Raw genomic sequence first — 25771 nt, forward strand, 5'->3', positions numbered from 1 at the left:
CCGTCTTTGGACAGGAGAGTGGTTTCCATGCTGCATGCCGTTTTTTCCGCCCGCTTTTCCGCCGGCCGCGTCGCGCGCCTGCTGGCTGCCGCCGTGCTTGGCGTCGCATTGCTCAACGGCGCGCACGCCGACACCGCGCCGCTGAAGGTCGGCATCTCGACCAGCCCGCAGATCGAGGCGCTGAAGGTCGCCGCGAAGGAAGCGAAGGCGCAGGGGCTCGACGTGAAGATCGTCGAGTTCACCGACTGGAATACGCCGAACGCGGCGCTCGCGAACAAGGACATCGACGTCAACTACTTCCAGCACATCCCGTTCCTCGAGAACGCGAACAAGCAGGGCGGCTACAACTTCGTGTCGATCGCGCCCGGCACGATCATGAAGATCGGCCTCTATTCGAAGAAGGTGAAAAGCTTCAGCGAGCTGAAGGACGGCGCGAAAGTCGCGATCGCGAACGATCCGGTGAACGGCGGGCGCGGGCTGCTGTTGCTGCAGCGCGCGGGGCTCATCACGCTGAAGCCGGGTGCCGACTACCGCGCGACGACGCATGACATCGTCGCGAACCCGAAGCACCTGAAGATCATCCCGCTCGAAGCGTCGCAGCTCGCGCGCTCACTCGACGACGTCGATCTCGCGCAGGGCTACCCGAGCTTCATCAAGCTCGCCGGCACGACCGACCCGAACAGCGCGCTGCTGTTCGACGGCACCGAGAACAAGATCTTCGCGATCCAGTGGGTCGTGCGGCCGGACAGCGTGAACGATCCGCGCATCCGCAAGTTCATCTCGATCTATCAGCACTCGCCTGCGGTGCGCAAGGCGCTCGACAACGCGTTCGGCTCGCTGTACGCGATCGCGTGGTGACGGAGGCGGGCATGACGACGGCGAACCGCAAGAAAATCCTGCTCAACGCGTTCAACATGAACTGCGTCGGGCACATCAACCACGGGCTGTGGACGCATCCGCGCGACCGCTCCGCGCACTACACCGATCTCGACTACTGGGCCGACCTCGCGAAGACGCTCGAACGCGGCAAGTTCGACGGGATCTTCCTCGCGGACATCGTCGGCGTGTACGACGTGTTCGGCGGCGGCCCCGATGCCGCGCTGCGCGAATCGGTGCAGGTGCCGGTCAACGATCCGCTGCTGCTCGTGCCCGCGATGGCGCAGGTCACGCGGCACCTCGGCTTCGGCGTGACCGCGAACCTCACCTACGAGCCGCCATACCTGTTCGCGCGCCGCATGTCGACGCTCGATCACCTGACGAAAGGGCGCGTGGGCTGGAACATCGTCACCGGCTATCTCGACAGCGCCGCGCGCGGGATGGGCCTCGCGCAGCAGATCGGCCACGACGACCGCTACGAGCGCGCGGACGACTACATGGACGTCGTCTACAAGCTGTGGGAACAGAGCTGGGACGACGATGCGGTGATCCGCGACGCGCAGGCGCGCGTGTTCGCGCAGCCGGGCAAGGTGCGGCGCGTGAAGCACGACGGGCCGTTCTATTCGATCGACGCGATTCATCTGAGCGAGCCGTCGCTGCAGCGCACGCCGGTGCTGTACCAGGCCGGTTCGTCCGCGCGCGGCGTCGAGTTCGCCGGCCGTCACGCGGAATGCGTGTTCGTGAACGGGCAGAGCAAGGCCGCCGCGCGTGCGGCGACACTCGACATTCGCGCGGCCGCTGCACGGCAGGGCCGCGACCCGGCGTCGATCAAGATCTTTGCCGGCGTGAGCGTCGTGACGGCCGAGACTGAATTGCTTGCCCGCGAGAAGTTCGACGAGTACCGGCGCTATGCGAGCGCCGAGGCCGGTCTCGCGCATTTCGCGAGCTCGACCGGCATCGACTTCGCGAAGTACGGACTCGACGAACCGATCTCGTACGTGAAGACCGATTCGATCCAGTCGGCCGTCGACGCGATCTCGCGCAAGAGCACGACCGGCACGTGGACCGTGCGGCGCATGCTCGAACAGATGTCGCTCGGCGGCCGCTATGCGCCGATCGTCGGCTCGCCGTCGCAGGTCGCGGACGAACTGCAGTCGTGGATCGACGAGACCGGCATCGACGGCTTCAACCTGACGCGCACCGTGATGCCCGAGTCGTTCGAGGATTTCGTCGACTGGGTCGTGCCCGAGCTGCAGAACCGCGGCGTCTACAAGGAAGACTACGATCCCGCGCCGACGCTGCGCGAGAAGCTGTTCGGCGCGGGCCCGCGCCTGCCCGCGTGGCATACCGGCGCGCAGCACCGGCCGGGCGCCGCCGTGCACGCCGAATCCGCGCATCCCGCGCATGTCTGAACGTGACGGAGCGAAGCGATGACGCAATTGTTCGATACGCTGGGTTTCATTGAGACGTCGGCAGTACGTGCGGGAGCCGAGGCAACGGCACATGACGAAGCGGCCGCGTCGGCCGAATCGACCCGCGCCGGCGCCGCCGTATCGCTGGAGCAGGTCGGCAAGGTGTTCGCGACGCCGCGCGGCCAGGCTGCCGCGCTGCGCGACGTGACGCTCGACGTGCGGCGCGGCGAGGTTTTCGGGATCATCGGCCGCAGCGGCGCCGGCAAGTCGACGCTGCTGCGGCTCGTGAACGGCCTCGAGCGGCCGAGCTCGGGCCGCGTGCGCGTGCAGGGCGTCGACGTCGGCGCGCTCGACGAGAACGGGCTCGTCGCGTTGCGGCGCCGCACCGGGATGGTGTTCCAGCATTTCAACCTGCTGTCCGCGAAGACGGTGTTCGAGAACGTCGCGCTGCCGCTGAAGATCGCCGGCGTGCCGAAGGCCGAGCGCGTGCGCAAGGTCGAGGCGCTGCTCGACCTCGTCGGGCTCGCCGCGAAGCGCGACGCGTATCCGGCCAGCCTGTCGGGCGGGCAGAAGCAGCGCGTCGGCATTGCCCGCGCGCTCGTGCACGATCCGGAGGTGCTGCTGTGCGACGAGGCGACGTCGGCGCTCGATCCCGAGACGACGCAGTCGATCCTCGCGCTGCTCGCCGACATCAACCGTCGCCTCGGGCTGACGATCGTGCTGATCACGCACGAGATGGAAGTGATCCGCGCGGTGTGCGACACGGTCGCGGTAATCGAGCAGGGCGAAGTCGTCGAAACGGGCCCCGTGTGGCGCGTGTTCGGCGATCCGCGCCACGGCGCGACGCGCGCGCTGCTCAGCACGCTCGTGCACGACCTGCCGGCCGAACTGGCCGCGCGCGTGCAGCCGTTGCCGGCACAAGCCGCGTTGCCTGAAGGCGCGCAGGTCGTGCTCGACGTCCGCTATACGGGCGAGAGCGGCGGCGAGCCGGATGTCGGCGCGCTCGCGGTGGCGCTCGGCGGCTCGGTGCGTTTCCTGCACGGCGGGATCGAGCGCATCCAGGGGCACGCACAGGGGCGGCTCGTGATCGCGGCGGCACTGCGTGCGGACGACGCCGGCCAATCGACCGCCCGCGGCGGCGCGGTGGCCGCGCTGCTCGAACGCGCGCGGCGCCACGCGAATCACGCGGAGGTGCTCGGCTATGTTTGATCTCTGGTGGCCCGAACTGCTCGACGCGATCCGCGACACGTTGTCGATGGTCGCAGCGTCGGCCGTGATTGCCGCGCTGATCGGCATCCCGCTCGCGGTGATCCTCGTGACGACCGCGCCCGGCGGCATCTACGAGCGGCGCGGCGTGAACGCGGTGCTCGGCGCGCTCGTCAACGTGTTCCGCTCGACGCCGTTCATCATCCTGCTCGTCGCGCTGTTGCCGTTCACGCGCGTGCTGATCGGCACGACGATCGGCGTCTGGGCGGCCGTCGTGCCGCTGTCGATCGCCGCGATCCCGTTCTTCGCGCGGATCGCCGAGGTGAGCCTGCGCGAAGTCGACCGCGGGCTGATCGAGGCCGCGCTCGCGATGGGTGCGAAGCGCCGCCACATCGTGTGGCACGTGCTGCTGCCCGAAGCGCTGCCCGGCATGCTCGGCGGCTTCACCATTACCGTCGTCGCGCTGATCGGCTCGACGGCGATGGCGGGCGCCGTCGGCGCGGGCGGCCTCGGCGATCTCGCGATCCGCTATGGCTACCAGCGTTTCGACACCACCGTCATGGCGACCGTGATCGTGATCCTGATCGCGCTCGTCTCGGCCGTGCAAATCACGGGCGACCGCCTGGTCCGACGCGTGACCCGGCGTACCTGAGCGACGCCACAAGCGTCTGCTCGCTTCATTCATGATCCTGAGAGAAAGAAACCTATGACCTTGCCCATCGGCGCGCCGCGCGAATGGAACGGACAATTCGAGGAAGCGCTGTTTCTCGACGTGGCGCGACGCCATCGTCCTGACTTCCCGGCGAAGCTCGCCACGCCGCCGCGCGAGCCGCGCAACGACGACGAACTGGCCGCCGTCGCCGACTACTACACGAAGATGGCGTCGCATGACCTGTTCATCGTGCAGGTCGTCGCGAAGGCGATCGACACGCTGTTCCGCGACGATCCCCATTTCCAGCTGATCCTGTCGCGCCAGCTCGGCGACGACGGCGCGCACGCGGTGATCGGCCGCGAACGCGTGACCGAACTGACGGGGCGTGATCCGCTGCCGGAAGTCGACCGGCTCGTCGCCGCGCACTGGGCGCGCATCGGCGACATCGCGGTGCGCGACATCGCCGGCTTTCTCGCGTTCGAATGGCATTACGAGCTGCACATCCTCGCGAAGCTGTGGATCCAGCGCAAGACCGGCCGCATCGGCGATTCCGCGATGCGCGAGCACGGCGAGAACCGGATCCGGCCGGACGAGGAATGGCATCGCGTGCAGATCGTCCAGTGGTGGTTCGACACGTTGAAGGCGCTGCCGGCAGCCGAACGCGATGCGCTGATCGATCGCGTGATCGCGGCCGACGAGGAAACGCAGGCGCGGCTCGACGGTTACCTGCACGACGAGTACGCGCACACCGCGCACGTGTTCGGCGCGGATATCGCCGAATACCGCGCGATCTACGACGACTGGCGGCGCGAGATCCTGTCGCGGCTGACCGGCCGCACGCTCGACGCGCTGGTGCCGCTGTCGGGTGAAGCGGTTGCGCAGGAAGCCGTCGCATGAACGATCCGCGTGGCCCGGCGACCTTTGCGCCCGATACCGATACGCCTGCTTTCGACCACGTCGCGCTGGCGCGCGCGATCGACGCGTTGCGGACCACGGCCGCCGCGCGCGACCGCGCGGGCGGTCATGCGGCGCAGGAGAAGCAGTGGCTCGCCGATGCGGGCCTGCTGACGCTCGCGGTGCCGCGTGCGTTCGGCGGGCAGGAAGCCGCGTGGCCCGGGATCTACGATGCGATCCGGCAGATCGCGCGCGTCGACAGCGCGCTCGCGCATCTCGTCGGGTTCCAGTGCCTGCAGGTGGTGAGCGTCGACGTGTGGGGCAACGCCGCGCAGCGCGAGCGCTACCTGCGTGGCACGGTCGAGCAGCAATGGTGGTGGGGCAATGCGGTCAATCCGCTCGACACGCGGCTCGTGGCCACGGCCACGCCTGACGGCGGCTACCGGCTCGATGGCGTGAAGGGCTTCTGTTCGGGCACGCGCGGCTCGCAGCGGATGACGGTGTCCGCGCACGATCCGGACACCGGCCGCACCGTGTTTGGCGTGGTGCCGACCGATCGCGCGGGGATCACGGTCAACGAAGACTGGGATCCGATCGGCCAGCGCCAGACCGACAGCGGCAGCGTGCGCTTCGACGGCGTGACGCTTGCGGCGGACGAGGTGCTGCACCGTTCCGAGACGCCGCCGACCCCGCGCGCGACGCTGCGCACGCTCGTGTCGCAGCTGGTGCTGACCAACCTGTTCGTCGGGCTCGCGGAAGGCGCGCTGGCGGAAGCGCGCGACTACGTGCTGAAGCATGGCCGCCCGTGGATCCAGTCGGAGGTCGCGCAGGCGAGCGACGATCCGTACACGCTGCAGCGCTTCGGCGACATGCGCGTGCGGGCGATCGCCGCAGCGGCGCTGGCCGATCGCGCGGCCGCCGCGTTGCAGCGTGCATGGGCGCGGCAGGATGCGCTGACGGCAGACGAGCGCGCCGAGGTGGCGCTCGCGGTATCGGAGGCGAAGATCGTAGCGCAGCGCGCGGCGCTCGAGAACGGCGAGGCGCTGTTCGACGCCTGCGGCGCACGCGCGACGGCCGCGTCGCTCGGCCTCGACCGCTTCTGGCGGAACGCGCGCACGCATACGCTGCACGATCCGCTCGACTACCGGTTGCGGGATGTGGGCCGGTTCGCGCTGACGGCCGAGTTGCCGCAGGCGTCGCTCTATACATGACGGCGTGATGCCGGAGCGGCGCGGTCCGCTCCGGACAAAACCTAACCGGCAAGCTGGACGTTTGAAATGATATGTTATATCGTTTCGATACCGTGTATCACTCGATGACCGTCCACTCTCCTCCCGGAATCGCCCGATGAGCCCCGCACTCTCCCCGTCCACGCGGCTTCCCGTGACCGTCCTGTCCGGCTTCCTCGGCGCCGGCAAGACGACGCTGCTCAACCACATCCTGAACAATCGCGAGGGCCGGCGCGTCGCGGTCATCGTCAACGACATGTCCGAGGTCAACATCGACGCCGCGCTCGTGCGCGACGGCGGCGCGGGGCTGTCGCGCACCGACGAGAAGCTGGTCGAGATGAGCAACGGCTGCATCTGCTGCACGCTGCGCGAGGATCTGCTGATCGAGGTCGACCGGCTCGCGCGCGAAGGGCGGTTCGACCAGCTCGTGATCGAATCGACCGGCATCTCGGAGCCGCTGCCGGTGGCCGAGACGTTCACGTTCGAAGGCGAGGACGGCCGCAGCCTCGGCGAAGTCGCGCGGCTCGACACGATGGTGACGGTGGTCGACGCGTTCAATTTCCTGCGCGACTACGCGTCGCGCGACAGCCTGCAGTCGCGCGGCGAATCGATGGGCGAGGAAGATGCGCGCACGGTCGTCGATCTGCTGATCGACCAGATCGAGTTCTGCGACGTGATCGTGATCAACAAGATCGACCTGATCGATGCAAGCGCGCGCGAGCGGCTGGTCGCGCTGCTGCGTGGCTTGAACCCGCGCGCACGGATCGAGATCGCCGAATTCGGCAAGGTGCCGCTCGAGCGCGTGCTCGACACGGGCCTGTTCGACTTCGAAGCCGCATCGCGCGCACCGGGCTGGCTGCAGGAGATGCGCGGCACGCACACGCCCGAGACCGACGAATACGGCATTCGCAGCTTCGTCTATCTCGCGCGCCGGCCGTTCCATCCGCGGCGTTTCTTCGATCTCGTCGAAAGCGAATGGCCGGGCGTCGTCCGCTCGAAGGGGTTCTTCTGGCTCGCCACCCACCCGACAGTCGCCGGCTCGTGGTCGCAGGCCGGCGCGGTCGCGCGGCACGGGCCGGCCGGCTACTGGTGGGCGGCCACGCCGCCCGAGCGCTGGCCGCAGGACGCGGAAGCCGTCGCGCAGATCCGCGCGCGCTGGGACGAGCACGTCGGCGATGCGCGGCAGGAACTCGTGCTGATCGGCATGGACATGGACGAGCCCGCGCTGCGCGCGCGCTTCGACGCGTGTCTGCTGACCGACGCCGAGATGGCCACCGGCCCCGAACACTGGACCACGTGGGACAACCCGTTTCACGACTGGCCCTGACCTGAACGCGCTTCCTGCATCGATCCGGATGGAGAAGGCGCTCCACCGGATCCCGAGCATGAACGCACCGCTTCCCGATATTTCCCTGACCGATGCCGCGCCGGGCGGCCGCCCGCTCGAATGGGTCGGCATGCAGGGCATCGACCTGCCCGTTGCCGTGGCCGAGCCCGGCTGCCGGCGCGACGTGCATGCGCGCGCCGACGTGCAGGTCGATCTGCCTGCGCCGCACGTGAAGGGCATCCACATGTCGCGGCTGTACCGGCTGCTCGACGGGCTCGATGTTGGCGCGGCGCTGTCGCCGGCCGGCCTTCAGCGGGTGCTGCACGCGTTGGTCGACAGCCATCGCGACTGCGACACGCGCAGCGCGCGGCTCCGGTTGCGCTTCGACTTGCTGGCGCGCCGCGCCGCGCTGGTGACCGACGGGCTGGCCGGATGGAAAGCCTATCCGGTCCGGCTCGACGCGACGCTGACCGGCTCCCGGTTCGAGCTGCGCGCGCAGGTGACGGTCGTCTATTCGTCGACGTGCCCGTGCTCGGCCGCGCTGTCGCGGCACTGGGTCGAGCAGGCGTTCCTGGCGGCATTCGGCCGCGACGATCGCGTGGAGCCGGCGGCAGTCGCCGCGTGGCTGAAGCGGCACGCGACGGCGGCCACGCCGCACAGCCAGCGCAGCGAAGCCGTCGTCAGCGTGGCGCTGCCCGACGATGGCGCGACGCTGGGGCTGATCGACCTGATCGATCGCATCGAGCATGCGCTCGGCACGCCGGTGCAGACGGCTGTCAAGCGCGCGGACGAGCAGGCCTTCGCGGTGCTGAACGGCGGCAACCTGATGTTCGTTGAGGATGCCGCGCGCCGGGTCCAGGCCGCGCTGGACGGCCACCATGCGACCCCGCACGTGCACGTGCGCCATCTGGAAAGCCTGCATCCGCACGATGCGGTGGCCTGGGCCGCGCCGGTGCGCGAAGGCGCCGACGCATGCTGATCCGCAAGCTGTTCCGCTTCGAGAACGCGCACGTCGTGCGCGGCTGCAGCACGCGGCGCTGCTCGCATTCGATCCATGGTCATTCGTACCGCGTCGAGCTGCTGCTGGAAGCGCACGCGCTGGATCACGGGCAGATGATCTACGACTTCGGGCTGCTCAAGGGCGACGTGCGCGACCTGATCGACGCGTTCGACCACGCCGTGACGCTGTGGACGGGTGACGACCCGTGCTATGTCGAGAGCATGCGCCGGCATTCCGAGCGCTGGGTGCTGCTGCCCGTGTCGCCGAGCGCCGAGCAGTTCTCGCGCGTGTTCTTTCGCCTCGTCGATGCGGCACTGTCCAGCACCCGCATGACGAACGGCGAAGCTGACGTGCGGCTGCATTCGATCATCGTTCACGAGACCGAGACCGGTTACGCGCAGTGCTTTCGCGACGATGCGTTCAACCCGCGCATGGGCCGCATCGACCTGGACGACATCGTGTTCGCGCCGGCCATCGCCGGACAGTGGCGCGATCCGGGCCTGTTCGAGCGGATCAAGCGCGGCCGCCCCACTTCAAGGCAGGAATCCTGATGATCAGAAAGAACCCGCGCGGCGACCTGCCGCAGATCCACCCGAGCGCCTTCGTCGATCCGACCGCCATTCTGTGCGGCCTCGTGATCGTCGAGGAGAACGTGTTCATCGGCCCGTACGCAGTGATCCGCGCCGACGAAACGGATGCCGACGGCCGGATCGCGCCGATCGTGATCGGTGCGCATTCGAACATCCAGGACGGCGTGGTGATCCATTCGAAGTCGGGCGCGAGCGTCACCATCGGCCAGCACACGTCGATCGCGCATCGCGCGATCGTCCACGGGCCGTGCAAGGTCGGCAACGGCGTGTTCGTCGGCTTCAACAGCGTGCTGTTCAACTGCACCATCGACGACGGCTGCGTGGTGCGCTACAACGCGGTCGTCGACGGCTGCCACCTGCCGCCGGGTTTCTACGTGCGTTCGACCGAGCGCATCGGGCCGGAAACCGATCTCGCCGCGTTGCCGCAGGTGACGGCCGACGCGAGCGATTTCTCCGAGGACGTTGCACGCACGAACAATGCGCTGGTGCTGGGCTACAAGCACATCCAGGACGAGTTCTGAGTCATGGACGAGCCCATCCGACGTGAAGCGGGCGCGAGCGACGCGCTGAAGCGACGTCACGCCGACCTGCTCGTGCACGGCGGGACGGTGATGACACCCAACGGGGCCGAGCGGATCGACATCGCGTGCGTGGACGGCCGTGTCGTTGCGCTGGGCGCGTTGCACGGCACGTGGAGCGCCGACGTCCTGCTGGATGCCGGCGGGCTGCACGTGTTGCCGGGCGTCGTCGACAGCCAGGTGCATTTCCGCGAACCGGGCTTGATGCACAAGGAGACCCTCGAGGCCGGCACGCGCGGCGCGGTGCTCGGCGGCGTCACGACGATCTTCGAGATGCCCAACACGCATCCGCTGACGCTGACCGCGCAGGATCTGCAGGCCAAGCTGGATCTTGCGCGCGGCCGTGCATGGTGCGACTACGCGTTCTACATCGGAGGCTCGGCCGCGAACGCCGAACGGCTGCCGGTACTCGAAAACCTGCCGGGCTGCGCGGGGGTGAAGGTCTTCATGGGCAGTTCGTTCGGTGACCTGCTGGCCGACGACGAAGCCGTGTTGCGCCGGATCGTGCGCAACGGGCGGCGGCGCATGGCCGTGCACGCGGAAGACGAGGCGCGGCTGCGCGAACGCCGGGGGCTCGTCGAAGCGAGCGGCGACGTGCGTGATCATCCTCGCTGGCGCGACGAGGAAAGCGCGCTGGCGGCGACGCGGCGCATCGTCGGGCTGGCTGCCGAGACGGGCCGCCGGCTGCATGTGCTGCACGTGTCCACCGCCGGCGAAATGGCGTTCCTCGCGCGGCACCGGCAGCGCGTGACGGTCGAGGTCACGCCGCATCACCTGAGCCTGCACGCGCCCGATTGCTACGAGCGGCTCGGCACGTTCGCGCAGATGAATCCGCCGGTGCGCGAGCGGCATCATCAGGACGCGCTGTGGCAGGCCGTTCGCGATGGCGTGGTCGACGTGATCGGCAGCGATCACGCGCCGCATACGCGCGACGAAAAACGCCGGCCCTATCCGCAGTCGCCGAGCGGGATGACCGGCGTGCAGACGCTGCTGCCGTTGATGCTCGATCACGTGCAAGCGGGCCGCCTGAGCCTCGCGCGGCTGGTCGACCTGACAAGTGCCGGGCCGGCGCGCATCTTCGGCATCGCGGGGAAAGGGCGGATCGCGGCGGGCTACGACGCCGATTTCAGCATCGTCGACTTGCGTGCGCGTCGCATCATCCGGGACGAATGGATTGCGAGCGTGAGCGGCTGGACGCCCTATGACGGGTGCACGGTGACGGGCTGGCCCGTGCACACGGTCGTGCGCGGGCAGGCCGTCGTGCGTGACGGTGCGTTGAACGGGGCCCCGGCAGGGCAGGCCGTGACGTTTCTGGATGCGGCGGGTTAGCCGCGCATTACGCCGGCAACGCGTCCGCCAGCGCCCGCATTGCCTCCACCGTCTCCGGGTTCGCCGGAAAGAACGCCTCGATCGCGAGTTCCGACAGCGTCACGTCGACCGGCGTGCCGAACACCGTCGTCGTGCTGAAGAACGTCAGTTCGCCGGCCGCCGTGCGCAGCCGCAGCGGCACGGCGATCTCCGCGAAGTCGGTGCGCGCGTGCGTGTCGTCGGGCTGGCCGGCCGGCGCCGGATACGCGGCGAGTTCGTCACGCAGCGTGTGCAGCGTGCGGTCGCCGCTCGCATCGATCTGCCGCTGCAGCCGATGCAGGATGTGCGCGCGCCATTCGTGCCAGTTGACGATCTGCGACGCGAGCCCGTCCGGATGCAGGCTCAGTCGCAGCACGTTGACGGGCGGCTGCAGCAACGCCGGGTCGGCCTGCGCGACCAGCGCACCGAGCATCCGGTTCGCCGCGAGCAGCGTCCAGTGGCGGTCCACGGCGAGCGCCGGATAGGGCTCGTGGCCGCGCAGCACGGCTTCGACCGCATGGCGCGCGGCATCCAGTTGCGGATCCGAAAACGGCCGTTCGCGGAACAGCGGCGCGAAGCCGGCCGCGACGAGCAGCGCATTGCGCTCGCGCAGCGGCACGTCGAGACGCTCGGCGAGATGCAGCACCATCTCGCGGCTCGGCTGCGCGCGACCCGATTCGACGAAGCTGAGGTGGCGCGCGGAGACGTCCGCGTCGAGCGCAAGCGCCATCTGGCTCAGGCGCCGGCGTTGCCGCCACGTGCGCAGCAGCGGGCCGATGCCGGATGCGCGGCCGGCGGACGGGGAGGGCGAATGGAGGGCGGCGGTCGGGTTCATGTGGCAGATGATAGGCAATCCCGCGCAGCTTGGGCATTACCTCGGACGTAAGCATCGCGCCGTTCCCCGGGCGTGTCACCGCGCTGCGTTACCATAGCCCCCGTGCCAACTGAGAGACGATGCCGGACCCGCGATTGAAAACGCCTGGGCCGGTGCCGTGCATATTTACGACAAGGCATTCCAGGGGAATCCAACAATGAAAAAACTTGCCGTCCGGCTCGCCTGCGTGGCGACGCTTGCATTCGCCGCGACCACCAGCCACGCGCAGACCGAAGCTGCACAGGTGGAAATGAGGGCCGCCGCCGCGGCCGCCAACGACGCGGTCGTGAAGGGCCCGACCGACATCGACGTGAAACACGAAGCCGTGCTGAAGCTGAAAGCCGGCGAATCGTTCGTGCCGGCTGCCGAAGCCGGCCGCTACCTGCGTTCGATGGGCAACTCGATCGACGAATCCAAGCTGGTCGGCCTCGTGCTGCCCGACGATCCCGATGCCGACTGGATCTCGGTCGTGTCGTTCGAGCCGAGCGGCTATATCCGCGACGACGACGCGAAGGACTGGAAGCCCGACGAGTTGCTGAAGAGCCTGCAGTCCGGCACCGAGGAAGACAACCCGGGGCGCAAGGAGCGCGGCCTTCCGGAGACCGAGGTGGTCGGCTGGGCGAAGGCGCCCGCGTACGACGCGGCCACGCACCGGCTCGTGTGGTCGGCGATCATCCGCGACAAGGGCGCGGCCCCGAACGCCGAGAACGACGGCGTGAACTACCGGACGCTCGTGCTCGGCCGTGACGGCTACCTGTCGCTGACGATGGCGTCGACGCTTGCCGACCTGCCGAAATACAAGGCGTCGGCCGACGAGCTGCTGTCGAACATCCGCTTCAACGACGGCAAGCGCTACGCCGATTTCAACAAGTTGACCGACCACGTCGCCGAGTATGGCCTCGCGGCGCTGATCGTCGGCGTCGGCGCGAAGAAGCTCGGCCTGCTCGCGCTGATCGGCGCGTTCGCGGTGAAGTTCTTCAAGATCGGCGCGGTCGCGCTGCTGGCCGGCGGTGCGGCACTGAAGCGCTTCTTCGGGCGCAAGCCGAAGGCGGCCGCGGTGCCGGCCGTCGCCGAGGCATCCAGCGTATCCGATGCGTCCGGCACGGAGCGCAAGGAATGACGAAGCTGTTGCTGCTGATCTTCGGCGGCCTCAAGCTCGGCAAGGTGCTCATGTCGGCGGGCACCATGCTGGCGTCGATCGCGGTCTACGCGCTGTTCTACGGCTGGCGGTTCGCCGCCGGTTTCGTGGCGCTGCTGCTGGTGCACGAGGCCGGCCACTACATCGCCGCGCAGCGGCGCGGGCTCGACGTCGGGCTGCCGACCTTCATCCCGTTCGTCGGCGCGTGGATCCAGCTGAAGGAGATGCCGCACGACGCGGAAACCGAAGCGTACGTCGGGCTCGCCGGGCCGTTCGTCGGCACGCTCGGCGCGCTGGCCTGCTACGCGGCCGCGCGCCACACCGACAGCAACCTGCTGCTCGCGCTGTCGTATACGGGCTTCTTCCTGAACCTGTTCAACATGATTCCGCTGTCGCCGTTCGACGGCGGCCGGATCACCGCGGTGCTGTCGCCGCGCATCTGGTTCGCGGGCGTGCCGGTGCTGATCGCGCTGTTCGTGTACCGCCCGAGCCCGTTGCTGATCGTGATGGCGATCCTCGCGCTGCCGCAACTGAAGCGTGCGTGGCGCTACGACCCCGACGCGCCGGAGAACCGCGTGTACTATGCGACGTCGATCGAGACGAAGACGACGTACGCGCTCTGCTACGTGGGCCTGCTCGCGTTCCTCGCGCTGATGACGTCCGGCGTGCACGACATGCTGCGCGCCGCGCATTCGTCGATCTGACAGCGGATATCTGAGGTCGAATGCAACAACGGCGGCCGTTTTCATGCGGCCGCCGTTGCTTTGTCTTGAAGCCGAACGTCAGGCGTCGCGATGACGCAGTTCGACGCGTTTGATGTCCTTCACGATCACGAGATAGCTGAACACGGTGACGAGCGCGTTCAGCCCGACGAACACGAGCGCGCCGTTGAACGAGCCGCTCGCGCCGACGAGGTAGCCGATCGCGATCGGCGCGATGATGCCGGCCGTGTTGCCGAACATGTTGAACAGGCTGCCCGACAGGCCGATCGCTTCCTTCGGCGCGGTATCCGCGACGACGGCCCAGCCCAGCGAGCCGATCCCCTTGCCGAAGAACGACACGGCCATCAGCACGATCACCAGTACTTCGCTGTCGACGTAGTTGCAGCCGATGATGACCATCGACAGCGCCATCCCGCCGACGATCGGGATCTTGCGCGCGAGCGTGAGCGACACGCCGCGGCGGATCAGCCCGTCCGACAGCATCCCGCCGAGCACGCCGCCGAGGAACCCGCAGATCGCGGGCAGCGACGTCATGAAGCCGGCCTTCAGCAGCGACATGCCGCGCGCCTGCACGAGATAGATCGGGAACCACGTGAGGAAGAAGTACGTGAGCACGTTCACGCAGTACTGGCCGAGGTACACGCCGATCAGCATCCGGTTCGACAGCAGCTGGCGCACGTAGTACCAGCCGGCCACGCGGCTGCTTTCGGAGCGCGCGCCGTTGCTGCTGCGTGCGGCGGTGCGCACGAGGCCGCCGCCTTGCTCGATATGCTCGAGTTCCGCGCGGTTCACGGCCGGATGGTCGGCCGGATCCTTCATGACCCGCAGCCACAGGAACGCGAGCGCGATGCCCGCGAGGCCGAGCCACAGATACACCTGGTGCCAGCCGTACGCATGCGTGAGCCACGCCATCAGCGGCGAGAACACCACGGCCGCGAAGTACTGCGCGGCGTTGAAGATCGCCGACGCGGTGCCGCGTTCGGCGGTCGGGAACCAGCTCGCGACGACCTTCGCGTTCGCCGGAAAGGCCGGGGCTTCGGCGATGCCGACCGCGAAGCGCATCGCGAACAGCGCGGCGACCGCGAACGCGGCGCTGCCGCCGAGGCCGATCGTGCTCTGCAGCAGCGTGAACGCTGACCACAGGAAGATGCTGGCCGCATACACGCGCCGCGCGCCGAAGCGGTCGAGCAGCCAGCCGCTCGGCAGTTGCGCGAGCACGTACGCCCAGCTGAACGCCGAGAAGATGTAGCCCATCGTCACCGGATCGATGCCGAACGCCTTGCGGATCGGCGTGCCGGTGATCGACAGCGTCGCGCGGTCCGCATAGTTGAGCGTCGTGACGACGAACAGCATCGTCAGGATCCAGTAGCGCACGGCGGTCCGGCGCGCGGTGCGCGCGAGGTCGAGCGGAAGCTCGCGAGAAGGGGTTTGATTAGGCACTTTAATGTATGTCGTCGTATGACTTGGCGACAGTTTATTGGCAATAATCAGACGCAGAAACCTCGGGTTTTCCCTCTGGATGGTGGCGTGAAAGGGTAAAAATCCCAGATATTGGCCGGTGAAATAAGGGTTTTGCGCGTGGCGGCACTCGCCCGACAATTGACGTGAATATTGATGCTCAGTGGGCGGACATCATATCTGTTGAGCTACAATGAGCGATCTATTCCCGAACCACGGAGCACACCCCATGCAACTGACTGGAGAGATGCTGATCGGCGCCGAAGCGGTCGCCGGCTCGGCCGGTACCTTGCGCGCGTTCGACCCGTCGAAGGGCGAGCCGATCGACGCGCCGGTGTTCGGCGTTGCGGCGCAGGCGGACGTCGAGCGCGCATGCGAACTCGCGCGCGATGCGTTCGACGCGTACCGCGCGCAGCCGCTCGCGGCCCGCGCGGCGTTTCTCGACGCGATCGCGGATGAAATCGTCGCGCTCGGCGACGTGCTGATCGAGCGCGCGCACGCCGAAACGGGCCTGCCCGTCGCGCGGCTGCAGGGCGAGCGCGGCCGCACCGTCGGCCAGCTCCGGCTGTTCGCGCGCGTCGTGCGCGACGGGCGCTTCCTCGCCGCGTCGATCGATCCCGCGCAGCCGGCGCGCACGCCGCTGCCGCGTTCGGACCTGCGGCTGCAGAAAGTCGGGCTTGGGCCCGTCGTCGTGTTCGGGGCGAGCAATTTCCCGCTCGCGTTCTCGGTGGCCGGCGGCGATACGGCGTCGGCGCTCGCGGCCGGCTGCCCGGTGATCGTGAAGGCGCACGAGGCGCACCTCGGCACGTCCGAGCTGGTCGGCCGCGCGATCCGCGCCGCCGTCGCGAAAACCGGCATGCCGGCGGGCGTGTTCTCGCTGCTGGTCGGCCCCGGCCGCGTGATCGGCGCGGCGCTCGTCAGCCATCCGGCGGTCCAGGCGGTCGGCTTCACGGGGTCGCGGCAGGGCGGCATGGCGCTCGTGCAGCTCGCGAACGCGCGCCCGCAGCCGATTCCCGTTTACGCGGAAATGAGCAGCATCAACCCCGTCGTGCTGTTCCCGGCGGCGCTTGCCGCGCGCGGCGACGCGATCGCGACGGGCTTCGTCGATTCGCTGACGCTGGGCGTCGGCCAGTTCTGCACCAACCCGGGCCTCGTGCTCGCGATCGACGGCCCCGATCTCGACCGCTTCGAAACCGTCGCCGCGCAGGCGCTCGCGAAGAAGCCGGCCGGCGTGATGCTCACGCGCGGCATCGCCGATGCGTATCGCAACGGCCGCGGCAAGCTGGCCGAACTGCCGGGCGTGCGCGAAATCGGCGCGGGCGAGGCGGCGCAGACCGACTGCCAGGCCGGCGGTGCGCTGTACGAAGTCGGTGCGCAGGCGTTCCTCGCCGAGCCGGCGTTCAGCCACGAGGTGTTCGGGCCGGCGTCGCTGATCGTGCGTTGTCGCGATCTCGACGAAGTCGCGCGCGTGCTCGAAGCGCTCGAAGGCCAGCTGACGGCCACGCTGCAGATGGACGCCGACGACAAGCCGCTCGCGCGCCGGCTGTTGCCGATCCTCGAACGCAAGGCGGGCCGTCTGCTGGTCAACGGCTACCCGACCGGCGTCGAGGTGTGCGATGCGATGGTGCACGGCGGGCCGTTCCCGGCCACGTCGAATCCGGCCGTCACGTCGGTCGGCGCGACGGCGATCGAGCGCTTCCTGCGGCCCGTGTGCTACCAGGATTTCCCGGACGATCTGCTGCCGGAAGGGTTGCAGGAAAGCAATCCGCTCGCGATTCCGCGGCTGCGGGACGGGAAGGCGGAGTAATCGGCCCGCACGGCTGATGGCGTCATGACGGCGGTCAATGCGCCGATTGCGTGCCTGAAATCGGAAAGGCGGAGGTAGCCGGTCGGCTGCTTCCGCCTTTTTTGCGTGCTTCGGAAGCTGTCGGAGAACGGGTGCATGCCACCCCGGCAGACTTTCGCCGCCCCCGCTTTTCTCCTACAGTACCGAAGCCCCGGGTCGACCGACCTGCGGGCGAAGCCTGAGAGATCCAGAAAAAGTCTAAAAGGGTACCGAATCCATGAATATCAACAAACGTGGCGACCACCTGTTCGCGGCCGGATTGTGGAAAGCGATCGGCGACGTCGCGAAATCCGTGCGCACCCAGATCGGCCAGTACAGCGAAGGACGCGTGCTCGCGAATGCACTGCTGGAATTCCAGCGCGACCTGGGCGGCAGCGAATTCGACATCACGATCAACCAGGGGCGGCTCGTCACGGGTTCCGACGCGCATTCGCTCGTGTTCGGTCAAGCCGTTCGCCGTTTCCGGCAGGACATGGAAGCGCTGGTGTTCGCGCTCCAGTACCGGCGCGGCATCGATGAACGCGATCCGGGCTTGCGCACCGAAGCGTTGATGCAGGCGAACAGCCAGCTCGCGACCGCGAAGCAGTCGGCGACGATCACGGTCGGCCGGTTCTTCGACGCGGTCGTTGACCGTGACGTACTGGGGCAGATCCTTGGCAGCGAATCGAATTCGCGCGCGCGATCGGGTGCGCAGGACCAGATCGAGGCGACACGCGTCAAGCTGGGGAACGTGCGTTACCGGATCGTCGGGGTCATCGCGCAGATGTGACGGTGGCGACACGCATTGCGGCGGATGCGTGCGTCATCGCGGAAAGCGCGCAAAAGGTCGCGGCCGGCGAATGCCGGCCGCGATGTAGCACTGCCGGCGCGGCGCCAATGAAGACGTGCGCCGCCGACGAACACCGCTTATTGCGGCCCCATCTTCTTGATCAGCACGTCGAGCTCCGCCGCTTCTGCATCGGTGAGATCGACGAGCGGCGCACGCACCGGGCCTGCGTCATGGCCGACGAGCTTCGCGCCCGCCTTCACGATGCTGACCGCATAGCCCGCGCGGCGATTGCGGATCTTCAGGTACGGCAGGAAGAATTCGTCGATCAGGCGGCCGACCGTGGCGTGGTCGTCCTTCGCGATCGCTTCGTAGAATGCCATCGCCGTCTTCGGGATGAAGTTGAACACGGCCGACGAATACACCGGCACGCCGAGCGCCTTGTACGCGGCCGCATAGACTTCAGCCGTCGGCAGGCCGCCGAGGTACGCGAAACGGTCGCCGAGGCGGCGGCGGATCGTCACCATGCTTTCGATTTCGCCCACGCCGTCCTTGAAGCCGATCAGGTTCGGGCAACGATCGGCGAGGCGCTCGAGCATGTCGGCGTTCAGCTTCGAATTCGCGCGGTTGTACACCACGACACCGATCTTCAGCGCACGGCACACCTGCTCGACGTGGTCGGCGATCCCTTCCTGGCTGGCTTCGGTCAGGTAATGCGGCATCAGCAGCACGCCGCTCGCGCCGAGGCGCTCGGCCTCCTGCGCATATTCGATCGCGACGCGCGTCGCGCCGCCCGCGCCGGCGAGGATCGGCACCTTGCCCTTGCAGGTTTCCGTCGCGACACGGATCACGTCCGAATACTCGCGCTGCGTGAGCGAGAAGAATTCACCGGTGCCGCCGGCCGCGAACAGCGCGCTCGCACCGTACGGCGCGAGCCATTCCAGGCGCTCGGCATAGGTGGACGGGCGGAAGCTGCCGTCGGCGTCGAAATCCGTCAGCGGAAACGACAGCAGGCCGTGGGAAATGATCTGTTTGAGTTCTTGCGGTGAGGTCATGGTTGGGTCGTCCGTCTAGCGCGAGTGCTGGGTTCGTTGGGAACGGCATACGAGCCACATTGGCGATGTCGTTGTATGTCATCGTACAACGAGGGGAAGGGCGACGCAAGCGGTTTGCGGGTCGATAAATAGTAGGGTCTTTCCGGATAAGGGTTTACGCAGCATCGCCGAGCAAGGTCGAGTGTCGTATGATGACTAATGATATAGCTGATAGCCTCCAGGAATTCCGATGACTGCTTCCCCGCTCTATATCCGTGTGCATCCGGACGACAACGTCGCGATCGTCGTCAACGACGGCGGCCTGCCCGAGGGCGCGATGTTCGCCGACGGGCTGACGCTGCGCGAAGGCGTGCCGCAGGGGCACAAGGTTGCGCTGGTCGATCTCGCGGCCGGCGACCCGATCGTCCGCTACAACGTGGTGATCGGCTATGCGCTGGTCGAGCTGCGCCGCGGCAGCTGGGTCAACGAACGCACGATGCGCATGCCCGAGCCACCGGGGCTTGACGACCTGCCGCTCGCAACCCGCGCCGCGCCGCCGCTGCCGCCGCTCGAAGGCTATACGTTCGAGGGCTTCCGCAATGCCGACGGCTCGGTCGGCACGCGCAACATCCTCGCGATCACGACGACCGTGCAGTGCGTGTCGGGCGTCGTCGAGCACGCGGTGAAGCGGATCAAGGCCGAGCTGCTGCCGCGCTACCCGAACGTCGACGACGTGGTCGGGCTCGAGCACACGTACGGTTGCGGCGTGGCGATCGACGCGCCCGACGCCGACATCCCGATCCGCACGCTGCGCAACATCAGCCTGAATCCGAACTTCGGCGGCGAGGTGATGACCGTGAGTCTCGGCTGCGAGAAGCTGCAGCCGGAGCGCCTGCTGCCGCCCGGCACGATTCCGGTCGCGGCCGACGGTGCGACCGACAACGGCGGCGTGGTGTGCCTGCAGGACGCCGCGCACGTCGGCTTCAACTCGATGATCGACTCGATCATGACGATGGCCGAATCGCATCTCGAGCGGCTCAACCGCCGCCGCCGCGAGACGTGCCCGGCATCGGATCTCGTCGTCGGCGTGCAGTGCGGCGGCAGCGATGCGTTCTCGGGGCTCACCGCGAACCCGGCCGTCGGCTTCGCGGCCGACCTGCTGGTGCGCGCGGGCGCGACGATCATGTTCTCCGAGGTGACGGAAGTGCGCGATGGGGTCGCGCAGCTCACGTCGCGCGCGGCGACCGAGGACGTGGCGCGCGAGATCATCCGCGAGATGGACTGGTACGACCGTTACCTGCAGCGCGGCCGCGTCGACCGCAGCGCGAACACGACGCCCGGCAACAAGAAGGGTGGCCTGTCGAACATCGTCGAGAAGGCAATGGGCTCGATCGTGAAGTCGGGCAGCGCGCCGATCGCCGGCGTCGTGCGTCCCGGCGATCGCGCGAAGCAGAAGGGGCTGCTGTACGCGGCGACACCCGCGAGCGATTTCATCTGCGGCACGCTGCAGCTCGCGGCCGGGATGAACCTGCACATCTTCACGACCGGCCGCGGCACGCCGTACGGTCTCGCGCAGGTGCCGGTGATCAAGGTCGCGACGCGCAGCGACCTCGCGCGCCGCTGGCACGACCTGATGGATCTCGACGCGGGGCAGATTGCAACCGGCGCGGCCACGATCGAGGACACCGGCTGGGCACTGTTCCGGCTGATGCTCGATGTCGCGAGCGGCAAGCGCCGCACGTGGGCCGAGCAGTGGAAGCTCGCGAATGCGCTGACGCTGTTCAATCCGGCGCCGGTGACCTGACACGCGCGGCCGTTGCCGCCGGACGAAGCGGGCGCCCGAGGGCGCCCGTTTTCATTGCGGTGGAGCACGTGTCGGCTGGATGTCCACGATGAGGAGAACTGATGCATGGCGGCCCACGTCCGGCGTGCGGAGCAGCCATGGGCTCGAAGCGACCGGCGCGATTTCCTTACCCCGCACGTAATCGACTGCCCGCGCGCGGCCGGCGACGATGACTGCACGCGAACACGCAACACGCCACGTTCGCGACATCGTCCTCTCATCGACACTAGGAGCCTCGCCATGAACACCGCCCAATCCGCTTCTTCCGTTCACGCCGACCTGATCGACCGCTACTTCGACGCCTGGAACGAACCCGACGTCGCGCGCCGCCGTGCGCTGATCGACGCGACCTACGCGAGCGACGCGGCCTATCGCGATCCGCTGATGGCCGGCGACGGCCACGCGGGCATCGACGCGATGATCGCGGCCGTGCAGGCGCGTTTCCCCGCATTCCGCTTCCGCCGCACGACCGACGTCGACGGCTTCGGCCAGCACCTGAGGTTCTCGTGGGCGCTCGTGTCGCCCGACGGCGCGGCGATCGTGAAGGGCTCGGACTTCGGCACCGTTGACGCGTCGGGCCGCCTCGCGTCAGTGACGGGTTTCATCGACGAAATGCCGGCCGCGGCGTCGTGACGCGAGCGACGCATGCGCAGCGGCCACCGGGATCGGGTAACGTTATGCGATTCGTTCCTGATCCCGGAGACTAGCCGACATGCTGAAGAATCTCGACCCGCTGCTGCACGCCGACATCCTGCACACGCTGCGCGCGATGGGCCACGGTGACGAAATCGCGATCTGCGATGCGAATTTCCCGGCGGAATCCGTCGCGGAGCACACGGTGGTCGGCCGCGCGTTGCGGATCGACGGCGCCGATTCGGCGCGCGTCGCGCGCGCGGTGCTGTCCGTGCTGCCGCTCGACACGTTCGTCGACACCCCCGCGTGGCGGATGGAAGTCGTCGGCGATGCGGCGGCGGTGCCGCCCGTGCAGCGCGAAGTGCAGGCCGAGATCGACCATGCGGAGGGGCGCGCGGTGCCGCTCGCGGGCATCGACCGGTTCGCGTTCTACGAGCGCGCGCAGCAGGCCTACGCGGTGATCGTCACCGGCGAGCTGCGCGGCTACGGCTGCTTCATCTTCAAGAAGGGCGTGTTGTTGAGCGACGCGGGCTAAACGCCTTTTCATCCCGCCGCCTTCCGGCCGCGCGGCCGCCGCCGTGTAAAGATTTGCTACAACCTTTTTCTTGGACACGGCCGAAACTCTGTCTATGCTGGCCCATTTGCCGCGGGCCCCGCAGGGTCGCGCGGCGCCGAGCTGTCCGGGTGTGCTCCGGGCAGTCGGCCGAATTGCATACGAGGAGAGAGGCATGACGCGTTCCGTCGATTCCGGCGTCATTTTTTTCGCGCGCCTGGCGCTGGCGGCGTTGTTCCTGTGGGGCGGCGTGATGAAGCTGCTCGGCTACGGGGATTTCATCGGCTACCTGCATGGGCTGAACGTGCCGTATCCGCAGGTGATCGGGCCGATCGTCGTCGCGATCGAGGGGCTCGGCGGGCTGCTGCTGATCGTCGGCTACAAGGTGAAACCGCTCGCGCTGCTGATGGCGTTCTACACGGTCGCGACCGCGATGGTCGGGCACAATTTCTGGGACGCGACGGACGCCGCGGTCCAGCACGACATGGTGATCCATTTCTGGAAGAACATCGCGATTGCCGGCGGTTTCCTGCTGCTGTTCGTCACCGGCGCCGGCGGCGCGAGCATCGACGGCCTGCGTCGGCCGAGTACGACGTACGGCAGCCTGCGCTGATCGCACGCACGCCGTTGCGCTGAAGCAAAACAAAAGGGCCGAATCCCGCGGGATTCGGCCCTTTGTTCATGGAGCGCGTGCATTCGGTCATTCAACGCGGTGCTGGACGCCACCGCACGCGCATCGTCGCCGCTCAGTGCGGCGAATCCTCCTTCGCATCCTTCGAGAACTGCACGGCGATCGCGCCGACCACGCAGATCGCCGCGACATACACCACCGGTGCGAGCGGATTCGACTTCATCATCAGCGACACGATCACCGGCGTGAGGCCGCCGAAGATCGCATACGCGACGTTGTACGAGAACGAGATGCCCGAGAAGCGCACGACGGCCGGGAAGCTCTTGACCATCACGAACGGCACCGCGCCGATCGTGCCGACCATGAAGCCCGCGATTCCGTAGTAGAGCGGCAGCGTCGACGCGTCGGCCGCGACTTGCACGAACAGCAGGTAGTAGCACGCGGCCAGCCCGATGCCGCCGATGCCGAGCACGCGCTTCGCGCCGATCCAGCCCGCGAGCGAACCCGCGGTGATGCAGCCGGCCGTCAGGCACAGCGTCGCGACGCTGTTCGCGAACAGCGTCGTCGCGGGTGTCAGGTGGAACTGCTTCTGCAGCAGCGCGGGCGTCATCAGGATCACGACGACGATCGCGGCCGACAGCATCCACGTGAGCAGCATCGACACGATCACCGCGCGGCCGTGGTCGCGCAGCACGGCCTTCAGCGGAATCTCGGCCGCGAGCGCCTTCTTCGCCTTCATCTCGGCGAACACCGGCGTCTCGTGCAGCCAGCGGCGCAGGTACACCGAGAACAGGCCGAACACGCCGCCGAGCAGGAACGGGATGCGCCACGCGAACGCGCCGACTTCAGCGCTCGAGTAGCGGCTGTTGATGCCGGCGGCCACCAGCGAGCCGAGCAGGATGCCGGCCGTCAGGCCCGCGGTCAGCGTGCCGCACGCATAGCCGATGTGGCGCGACGGCACGTGCTCGGACACGAACACCCATGCGCCCGGCACTTCGCCGCCGACGGCCGCGCCCTGCAGCACGCGGAACAGCAGCAGCAACACCGGCGCGAGGATGCCGATCGTGTCGTAGGTCGGCAGCAGGCCCATCAGCAGCGTCGGCACGGACATCATCAGCACGCTCAGCGTGAACATCCGCTTGCGGCCGAACAGGTCGCCGAAGTGCGCCATGATCACGCCGCCGAGCGGACGCGCGAGATAGCCGGCCGCGAAGATGCCGAACGTCTGCAACTGGCGCAGCCAGTCGGGAATGTCGTGCGGGAAGAACAGTTGCCCAATCGCCGGCGCGAAGAACACGAAGATGATGAAGTCGTAGAACTCGAGGGCGCCGCCGAGTGCGGCAAGGCCAAGGGTCTTGTAGTCGCTGCGCGTGAGCGCGCGTTCGGCGGCGCGAGGCACGCCGCTCAATTCGGAAGCTTGCATGGTCAGGACGATTGGTTTTCGAATAGTGTTGTCGGTGCTGCGTCTCCAGGGCCCGCTTTTCGGCATGGACTGACAAGGCGCGGCTTGCGTCGTCGAAGCGTGCCGCGTGCCGGGTGAGGCACGAAACACGCGCCGCCGCACCGGGATGGGGCGCGGCGGAGACGAAGCGTCAAAGCGGGTGGTGGGATTCTACAGGAGCGCGAAATGCACGCGCGTGGGTGCGCGCCGAGGAACGGTTCGGACCGCGAAGCCGAGGCCGAGGCAAAAGCGCGCGCGGCGCGGGCGGCCGGTGAGCCGCTGACGCGCCGCGCGGGGCAGGGTTTTACGTATCAGTTGCCGGCGATCGTATCGACCGGCTTGAACGCGCCGTGCTCGACCTTGTAGATCGTCACCGGCGCATCCCTCAGGTCGCCTTTCGTGTCGTACGCGATGCTGGGGGCCGACACGCCCTTGACCGACACCTTGCCGAGATACGGCGTGTACACCTTCGGGTCGGTCGAGTTCGCGTCCTTCATCGCGGTGAGCAGCGCGATCGTGCCGTCGTACGAGTACGGCGAGTAGGTGATCACGTCTTCGTTGAAGCGCGCCTTGTAGCGTGCCGCGTAGCCGGCGAAGCCCGGCATCTTCTCCTTCGGCAGCCCGCCCATGTAGACGATCGCGCCTTCGGCCGCGTCGCCGCCGACCTTCAGGAACGTCGGCGAGCGCGACATCTCGCCCGTCACGAACGCCGACTTCATCCCGCGCTGGCGCATCTTGCGGATCATCGGCGACGATTGCGCGTCGCCGCCGCCGTAGAAGATCGCGTCCGGGTTCATCCCCTTGAGGTTGGTCAGGATCGCGGAGAAATCGAGCGCCTTGTCGTTCGTGAAGTCGCGCTTGATGATCGTGCCGCCCGCCGCTTCGACGGCCTTCGCGAATTCGTCGGCGATGCCCTGGCCGTAGGCCGTGCGGTCGTCGATGATCGCGATGCGCTTGAAGCGTAGCGTCTTCACCGCGTACGTGCCGACGATGCGGCCCGCCTGCGCGTCGCTCGTCAGCAGCCGGTAGGTCGTCTTGTAGCCGCGCGCCGTGTATTGCGGCGACGTGGCCATCGAGATCTGCGGCAGCCCCGCGCGATCGTACAGGTCGGACGCGGGAATGCTCGTGCCCGAGTTGAAGTGTCCGATGATCCCGCGGACGTTGTCGTCGATCAGCCGCTGCGCGACGGTCGTGCCGGTGCGCGGGTCGGCCTGGTCGTCCTGCGAGTCGAGCTGGAACGTGACGGGCTTGCCGCCGATCGTCGGACGCGTCGCGTTGAAATCGGCGATCGCGAGCTGCACGCCCTTCTGCATGTCCGTGCCGTAGTTCGACTGCGGGCCGGTCAGCGGTGCGGCGAAACCGATCTTGACGACGTCGGCGGCGATGGCGTGCGCGCCCGACAGTGCGCAGGCAGCGGCCAGCGCGACGTGCGATACCTTCAGCTTCACTTTCACTTCCCCTTGATGGCGTGGTTGGGCCGCCGCCGGCTGGCGGGCCGGCGCCGGTAAACCGGGCGAGACGGTTCGGTCGGCAGGCCGATGCGAGGGCCATGCGTGCGTGCCGCGTGCTGCCCGGGCTGTGCCGGAATCGGCGCACCTGATGGCCGATGCCGCAGGCCATGCATGCCGATTGCTGCCGCGGCGTGAGGTCGTCTCGTGACCGTGAAGCGAAGTCTAGATAGCGAAAATGCGTGCGTCTTGCGCGTTCGATGCGCGGCCGGC

The 25771-nt window shown here is 68.1% G+C and carries 24 protein-coding genes; 19 read left to right on the forward strand and 5 right to left on the reverse strand.

Annotated elements, in window-relative coordinates; all coding sequences use genetic code 11:
- Positions 1-27: 27 nt before the first annotated feature.
- The 11 genes from CFB45_RS32110 (at position 28) to CFB45_RS32160 (ending at position 11093) form a co-directional block, all read left to right on the forward strand.
- Positions 28-858 carry a MetQ/NlpA family ABC transporter substrate-binding protein gene (locus CFB45_RS32110; RefSeq protein WP_089428996.1) on the forward strand — a complete coding sequence of 277 codons (831 nt, stop codon included), beginning with the start codon at positions 28-30 and terminating at the stop codon, positions 856-858.
- Positions 859-869: 11 nt separating this feature from the next.
- A complete protein-coding gene (locus CFB45_RS32115) occupies positions 870-2288 on the forward strand; it encodes an LLM class flavin-dependent oxidoreductase (RefSeq protein ID WP_089429229.1) in 1419 nt (472 codons plus the stop codon).
- An 18-nt stretch (positions 2289-2306) separates the two neighbouring features.
- Complete coding sequence (locus CFB45_RS32120) at positions 2307-3497, forward strand: methionine ABC transporter ATP-binding protein (RefSeq protein WP_089428997.1); 1191 nt, start codon at positions 2307-2309, stop codon at positions 3495-3497.
- Complete coding sequence (locus CFB45_RS32125; protein ID WP_046546161.1) at positions 3490-4146, forward strand: methionine ABC transporter permease; 657 nt, start codon at positions 3490-3492, stop codon at positions 4144-4146. The genes CFB45_RS32120 and CFB45_RS32125 overlap by 8 nt, the downstream gene beginning before the upstream one ends.
- Before the next feature lie 54 nt (positions 4147-4200).
- Complete coding sequence (locus tag CFB45_RS32130; RefSeq protein WP_089428998.1) at positions 4201-5043, forward strand: hypothetical protein; 843 nt, start codon at positions 4201-4203, stop codon at positions 5041-5043.
- Complete coding sequence (locus CFB45_RS32135) at positions 5040-6251, forward strand: acyl-CoA dehydrogenase family protein (RefSeq protein WP_089428999.1); 1212 nt, start codon at positions 5040-5042, stop codon at positions 6249-6251. Before CFB45_RS32130 ends, CFB45_RS32135 begins: the two co-directional genes overlap by 4 nt.
- A gap of 136 nt (positions 6252-6387) precedes the next feature.
- Positions 6388-7596 carry a zinc metallochaperone GTPase ZigA gene (gene zigA, locus CFB45_RS32140; RefSeq protein ID WP_089429000.1) on the forward strand — a complete coding sequence of 403 codons (1209 nt, stop codon included), beginning with the start codon at positions 6388-6390 and terminating at the stop codon, positions 7594-7596.
- Between the two features lie 58 nt (positions 7597-7654).
- Positions 7655-8575 carry a GTP cyclohydrolase FolE2 gene (gene folE2 / locus CFB45_RS32145; protein WP_179255119.1) on the forward strand — a complete coding sequence of 307 codons (921 nt, stop codon included), beginning with the start codon at positions 7655-7657 and terminating at the stop codon, positions 8573-8575.
- The gene (locus CFB45_RS32150) at positions 8569-9147 is read left to right on the forward strand and encodes a 6-pyruvoyl trahydropterin synthase family protein (RefSeq protein ID WP_089429002.1); all 579 of its coding nucleotides are present in this window, start codon (positions 8569-8571) and stop codon (positions 9145-9147) included. Before folE2 ends, CFB45_RS32150 begins: the two co-directional genes overlap by 7 nt.
- A complete protein-coding gene (locus tag CFB45_RS32155; RefSeq protein ID WP_089429003.1) occupies positions 9147-9707 on the forward strand; it encodes a gamma carbonic anhydrase family protein in 561 nt (186 codons plus the stop codon). Before CFB45_RS32150 ends, CFB45_RS32155 begins: the two co-directional genes overlap by 1 nt.
- 3 nt (positions 9708-9710) lie before the next feature.
- Complete coding sequence (locus tag CFB45_RS32160) at positions 9711-11093, forward strand: dihydroorotase (protein ID WP_089429004.1); 1383 nt, start codon at positions 9711-9713, stop codon at positions 11091-11093.
- Between the two features lie 7 nt (positions 11094-11100).
- Here CFB45_RS32160 and CFB45_RS32165 read toward each other — a convergent pair whose 3' ends face one another.
- Entirely contained in the window at positions 11101-11946 is an 846-nt protein-coding gene (locus tag CFB45_RS32165; protein WP_089429005.1) for a helix-turn-helix domain-containing protein, read from the reverse strand.
- Positions 11947-12142: 196 nt separating this feature from the next.
- Between CFB45_RS32165 and CFB45_RS32170 the strand changes: the two genes are divergently transcribed.
- Together CFB45_RS32170 and CFB45_RS32175 are read left to right on the forward strand one after the other, a co-directional pair.
- Positions 12143-13105 (forward strand): DUF2167 domain-containing protein, encoded by a 963-nt coding sequence (locus CFB45_RS32170; RefSeq protein ID WP_089429006.1) that lies wholly within the window; start codon positions 12143-12145, stop codon positions 13103-13105.
- Positions 13102-13827: a site-2 protease family protein gene (locus CFB45_RS32175; protein ID WP_089429007.1), complete on the forward strand. Its 726-nt coding sequence runs from the start codon at positions 13102-13104 to the stop codon at positions 13825-13827. The genes CFB45_RS32170 and CFB45_RS32175 overlap by 4 nt, the downstream gene beginning before the upstream one ends.
- 78 nt (positions 13828-13905) lie before the next feature.
- On the opposite strand, the gene CFB45_RS32180 is transcribed toward CFB45_RS32175, so the two are convergent.
- A complete protein-coding gene (locus CFB45_RS32180; RefSeq protein WP_089429008.1) occupies positions 13906-15285 on the reverse strand; it encodes an MFS transporter in 1380 nt (459 codons plus the stop codon).
- 247 nt (positions 15286-15532) lie between these two features.
- On the opposite strand from CFB45_RS32180, the gene CFB45_RS32185 reads away from it, so the two are divergent.
- Positions 15533-17110, forward strand: a complete 1578-nt coding sequence (locus CFB45_RS32185) for an aldehyde dehydrogenase (NADP(+)) (protein WP_089429009.1) — start codon at positions 15533-15535, stop codon at positions 17108-17110.
- 256 nt (positions 17111-17366) lie between these two features.
- Positions 17367-17918 carry a hypothetical protein gene (locus CFB45_RS32190; protein WP_089429010.1) on the forward strand — a complete coding sequence of 184 codons (552 nt, stop codon included), beginning with the start codon at positions 17367-17369 and terminating at the stop codon, positions 17916-17918.
- A gap of 137 nt (positions 17919-18055) precedes the next feature.
- Here the strand turns inward: CFB45_RS32190 and kdgD are convergent, their stop codons facing one another.
- Positions 18056-18970, reverse strand: coding sequence for a 5-dehydro-4-deoxyglucarate dehydratase (kdgD, locus tag CFB45_RS32195; RefSeq protein ID WP_089429011.1), 915 nt, complete (start codon positions 18968-18970; stop codon positions 18056-18058).
- A gap of 229 nt (positions 18971-19199) precedes the next feature.
- Here kdgD and garD point away from each other — a divergent pair, with 229 nt between their 5' ends.
- The 4 genes from garD (at position 19200) to CFB45_RS32215 (ending at position 22591) form a co-directional block, all read left to right on the forward strand.
- On the forward strand, positions 19200-20753 hold the full coding sequence (garD, locus tag CFB45_RS32200; RefSeq protein WP_089429012.1) for a galactarate dehydratase: 1554 nt from the start codon (positions 19200-19202) through the stop codon (positions 20751-20753).
- Between the two features lie 279 nt (positions 20754-21032).
- Positions 21033-21425 carry a nuclear transport factor 2 family protein gene (locus CFB45_RS32205; protein ID WP_089429013.1) on the forward strand — a complete coding sequence of 131 codons (393 nt, stop codon included), beginning with the start codon at positions 21033-21035 and terminating at the stop codon, positions 21423-21425.
- 79 nt (positions 21426-21504) lie between these two features.
- Positions 21505-21960 (forward strand): RbsD/FucU family protein, encoded by a 456-nt coding sequence (locus CFB45_RS32210; protein WP_089429014.1) that lies wholly within the window; start codon positions 21505-21507, stop codon positions 21958-21960.
- A 193-nt stretch (positions 21961-22153) separates the two neighbouring features.
- On the forward strand, positions 22154-22591 hold the full coding sequence (locus CFB45_RS32215) for a DoxX family protein (protein ID WP_069260786.1): 438 nt from the start codon (positions 22154-22156) through the stop codon (positions 22589-22591).
- Positions 22592-22724: 133 nt separating this feature from the next.
- Here CFB45_RS32215 and CFB45_RS32220 read toward each other — a convergent pair whose 3' ends face one another.
- Together CFB45_RS32220 and CFB45_RS32225 are read right to left on the reverse strand one after the other, a co-directional pair.
- The gene (locus tag CFB45_RS32220) at positions 22725-24032 is read right to left on the reverse strand and encodes an MFS transporter (protein WP_089429015.1); all 1308 of its coding nucleotides are present in this window, start codon (positions 24030-24032) and stop codon (positions 22725-22727) included.
- A gap of 329 nt (positions 24033-24361) precedes the next feature.
- On the reverse strand, positions 24362-25498 hold the full coding sequence (locus CFB45_RS32225) for a branched-chain amino acid ABC transporter substrate-binding protein (protein WP_089429016.1): 1137 nt from the start codon (positions 25496-25498) through the stop codon (positions 24362-24364).
- Positions 25499-25771: the final 273 nt, after the last annotated feature.

It is taken from the genome of Burkholderia sp. HI2500 (assembly GCF_002223055.1).
Classification (GTDB): domain Bacteria; phylum Pseudomonadota; class Gammaproteobacteria; order Burkholderiales; family Burkholderiaceae; genus Burkholderia.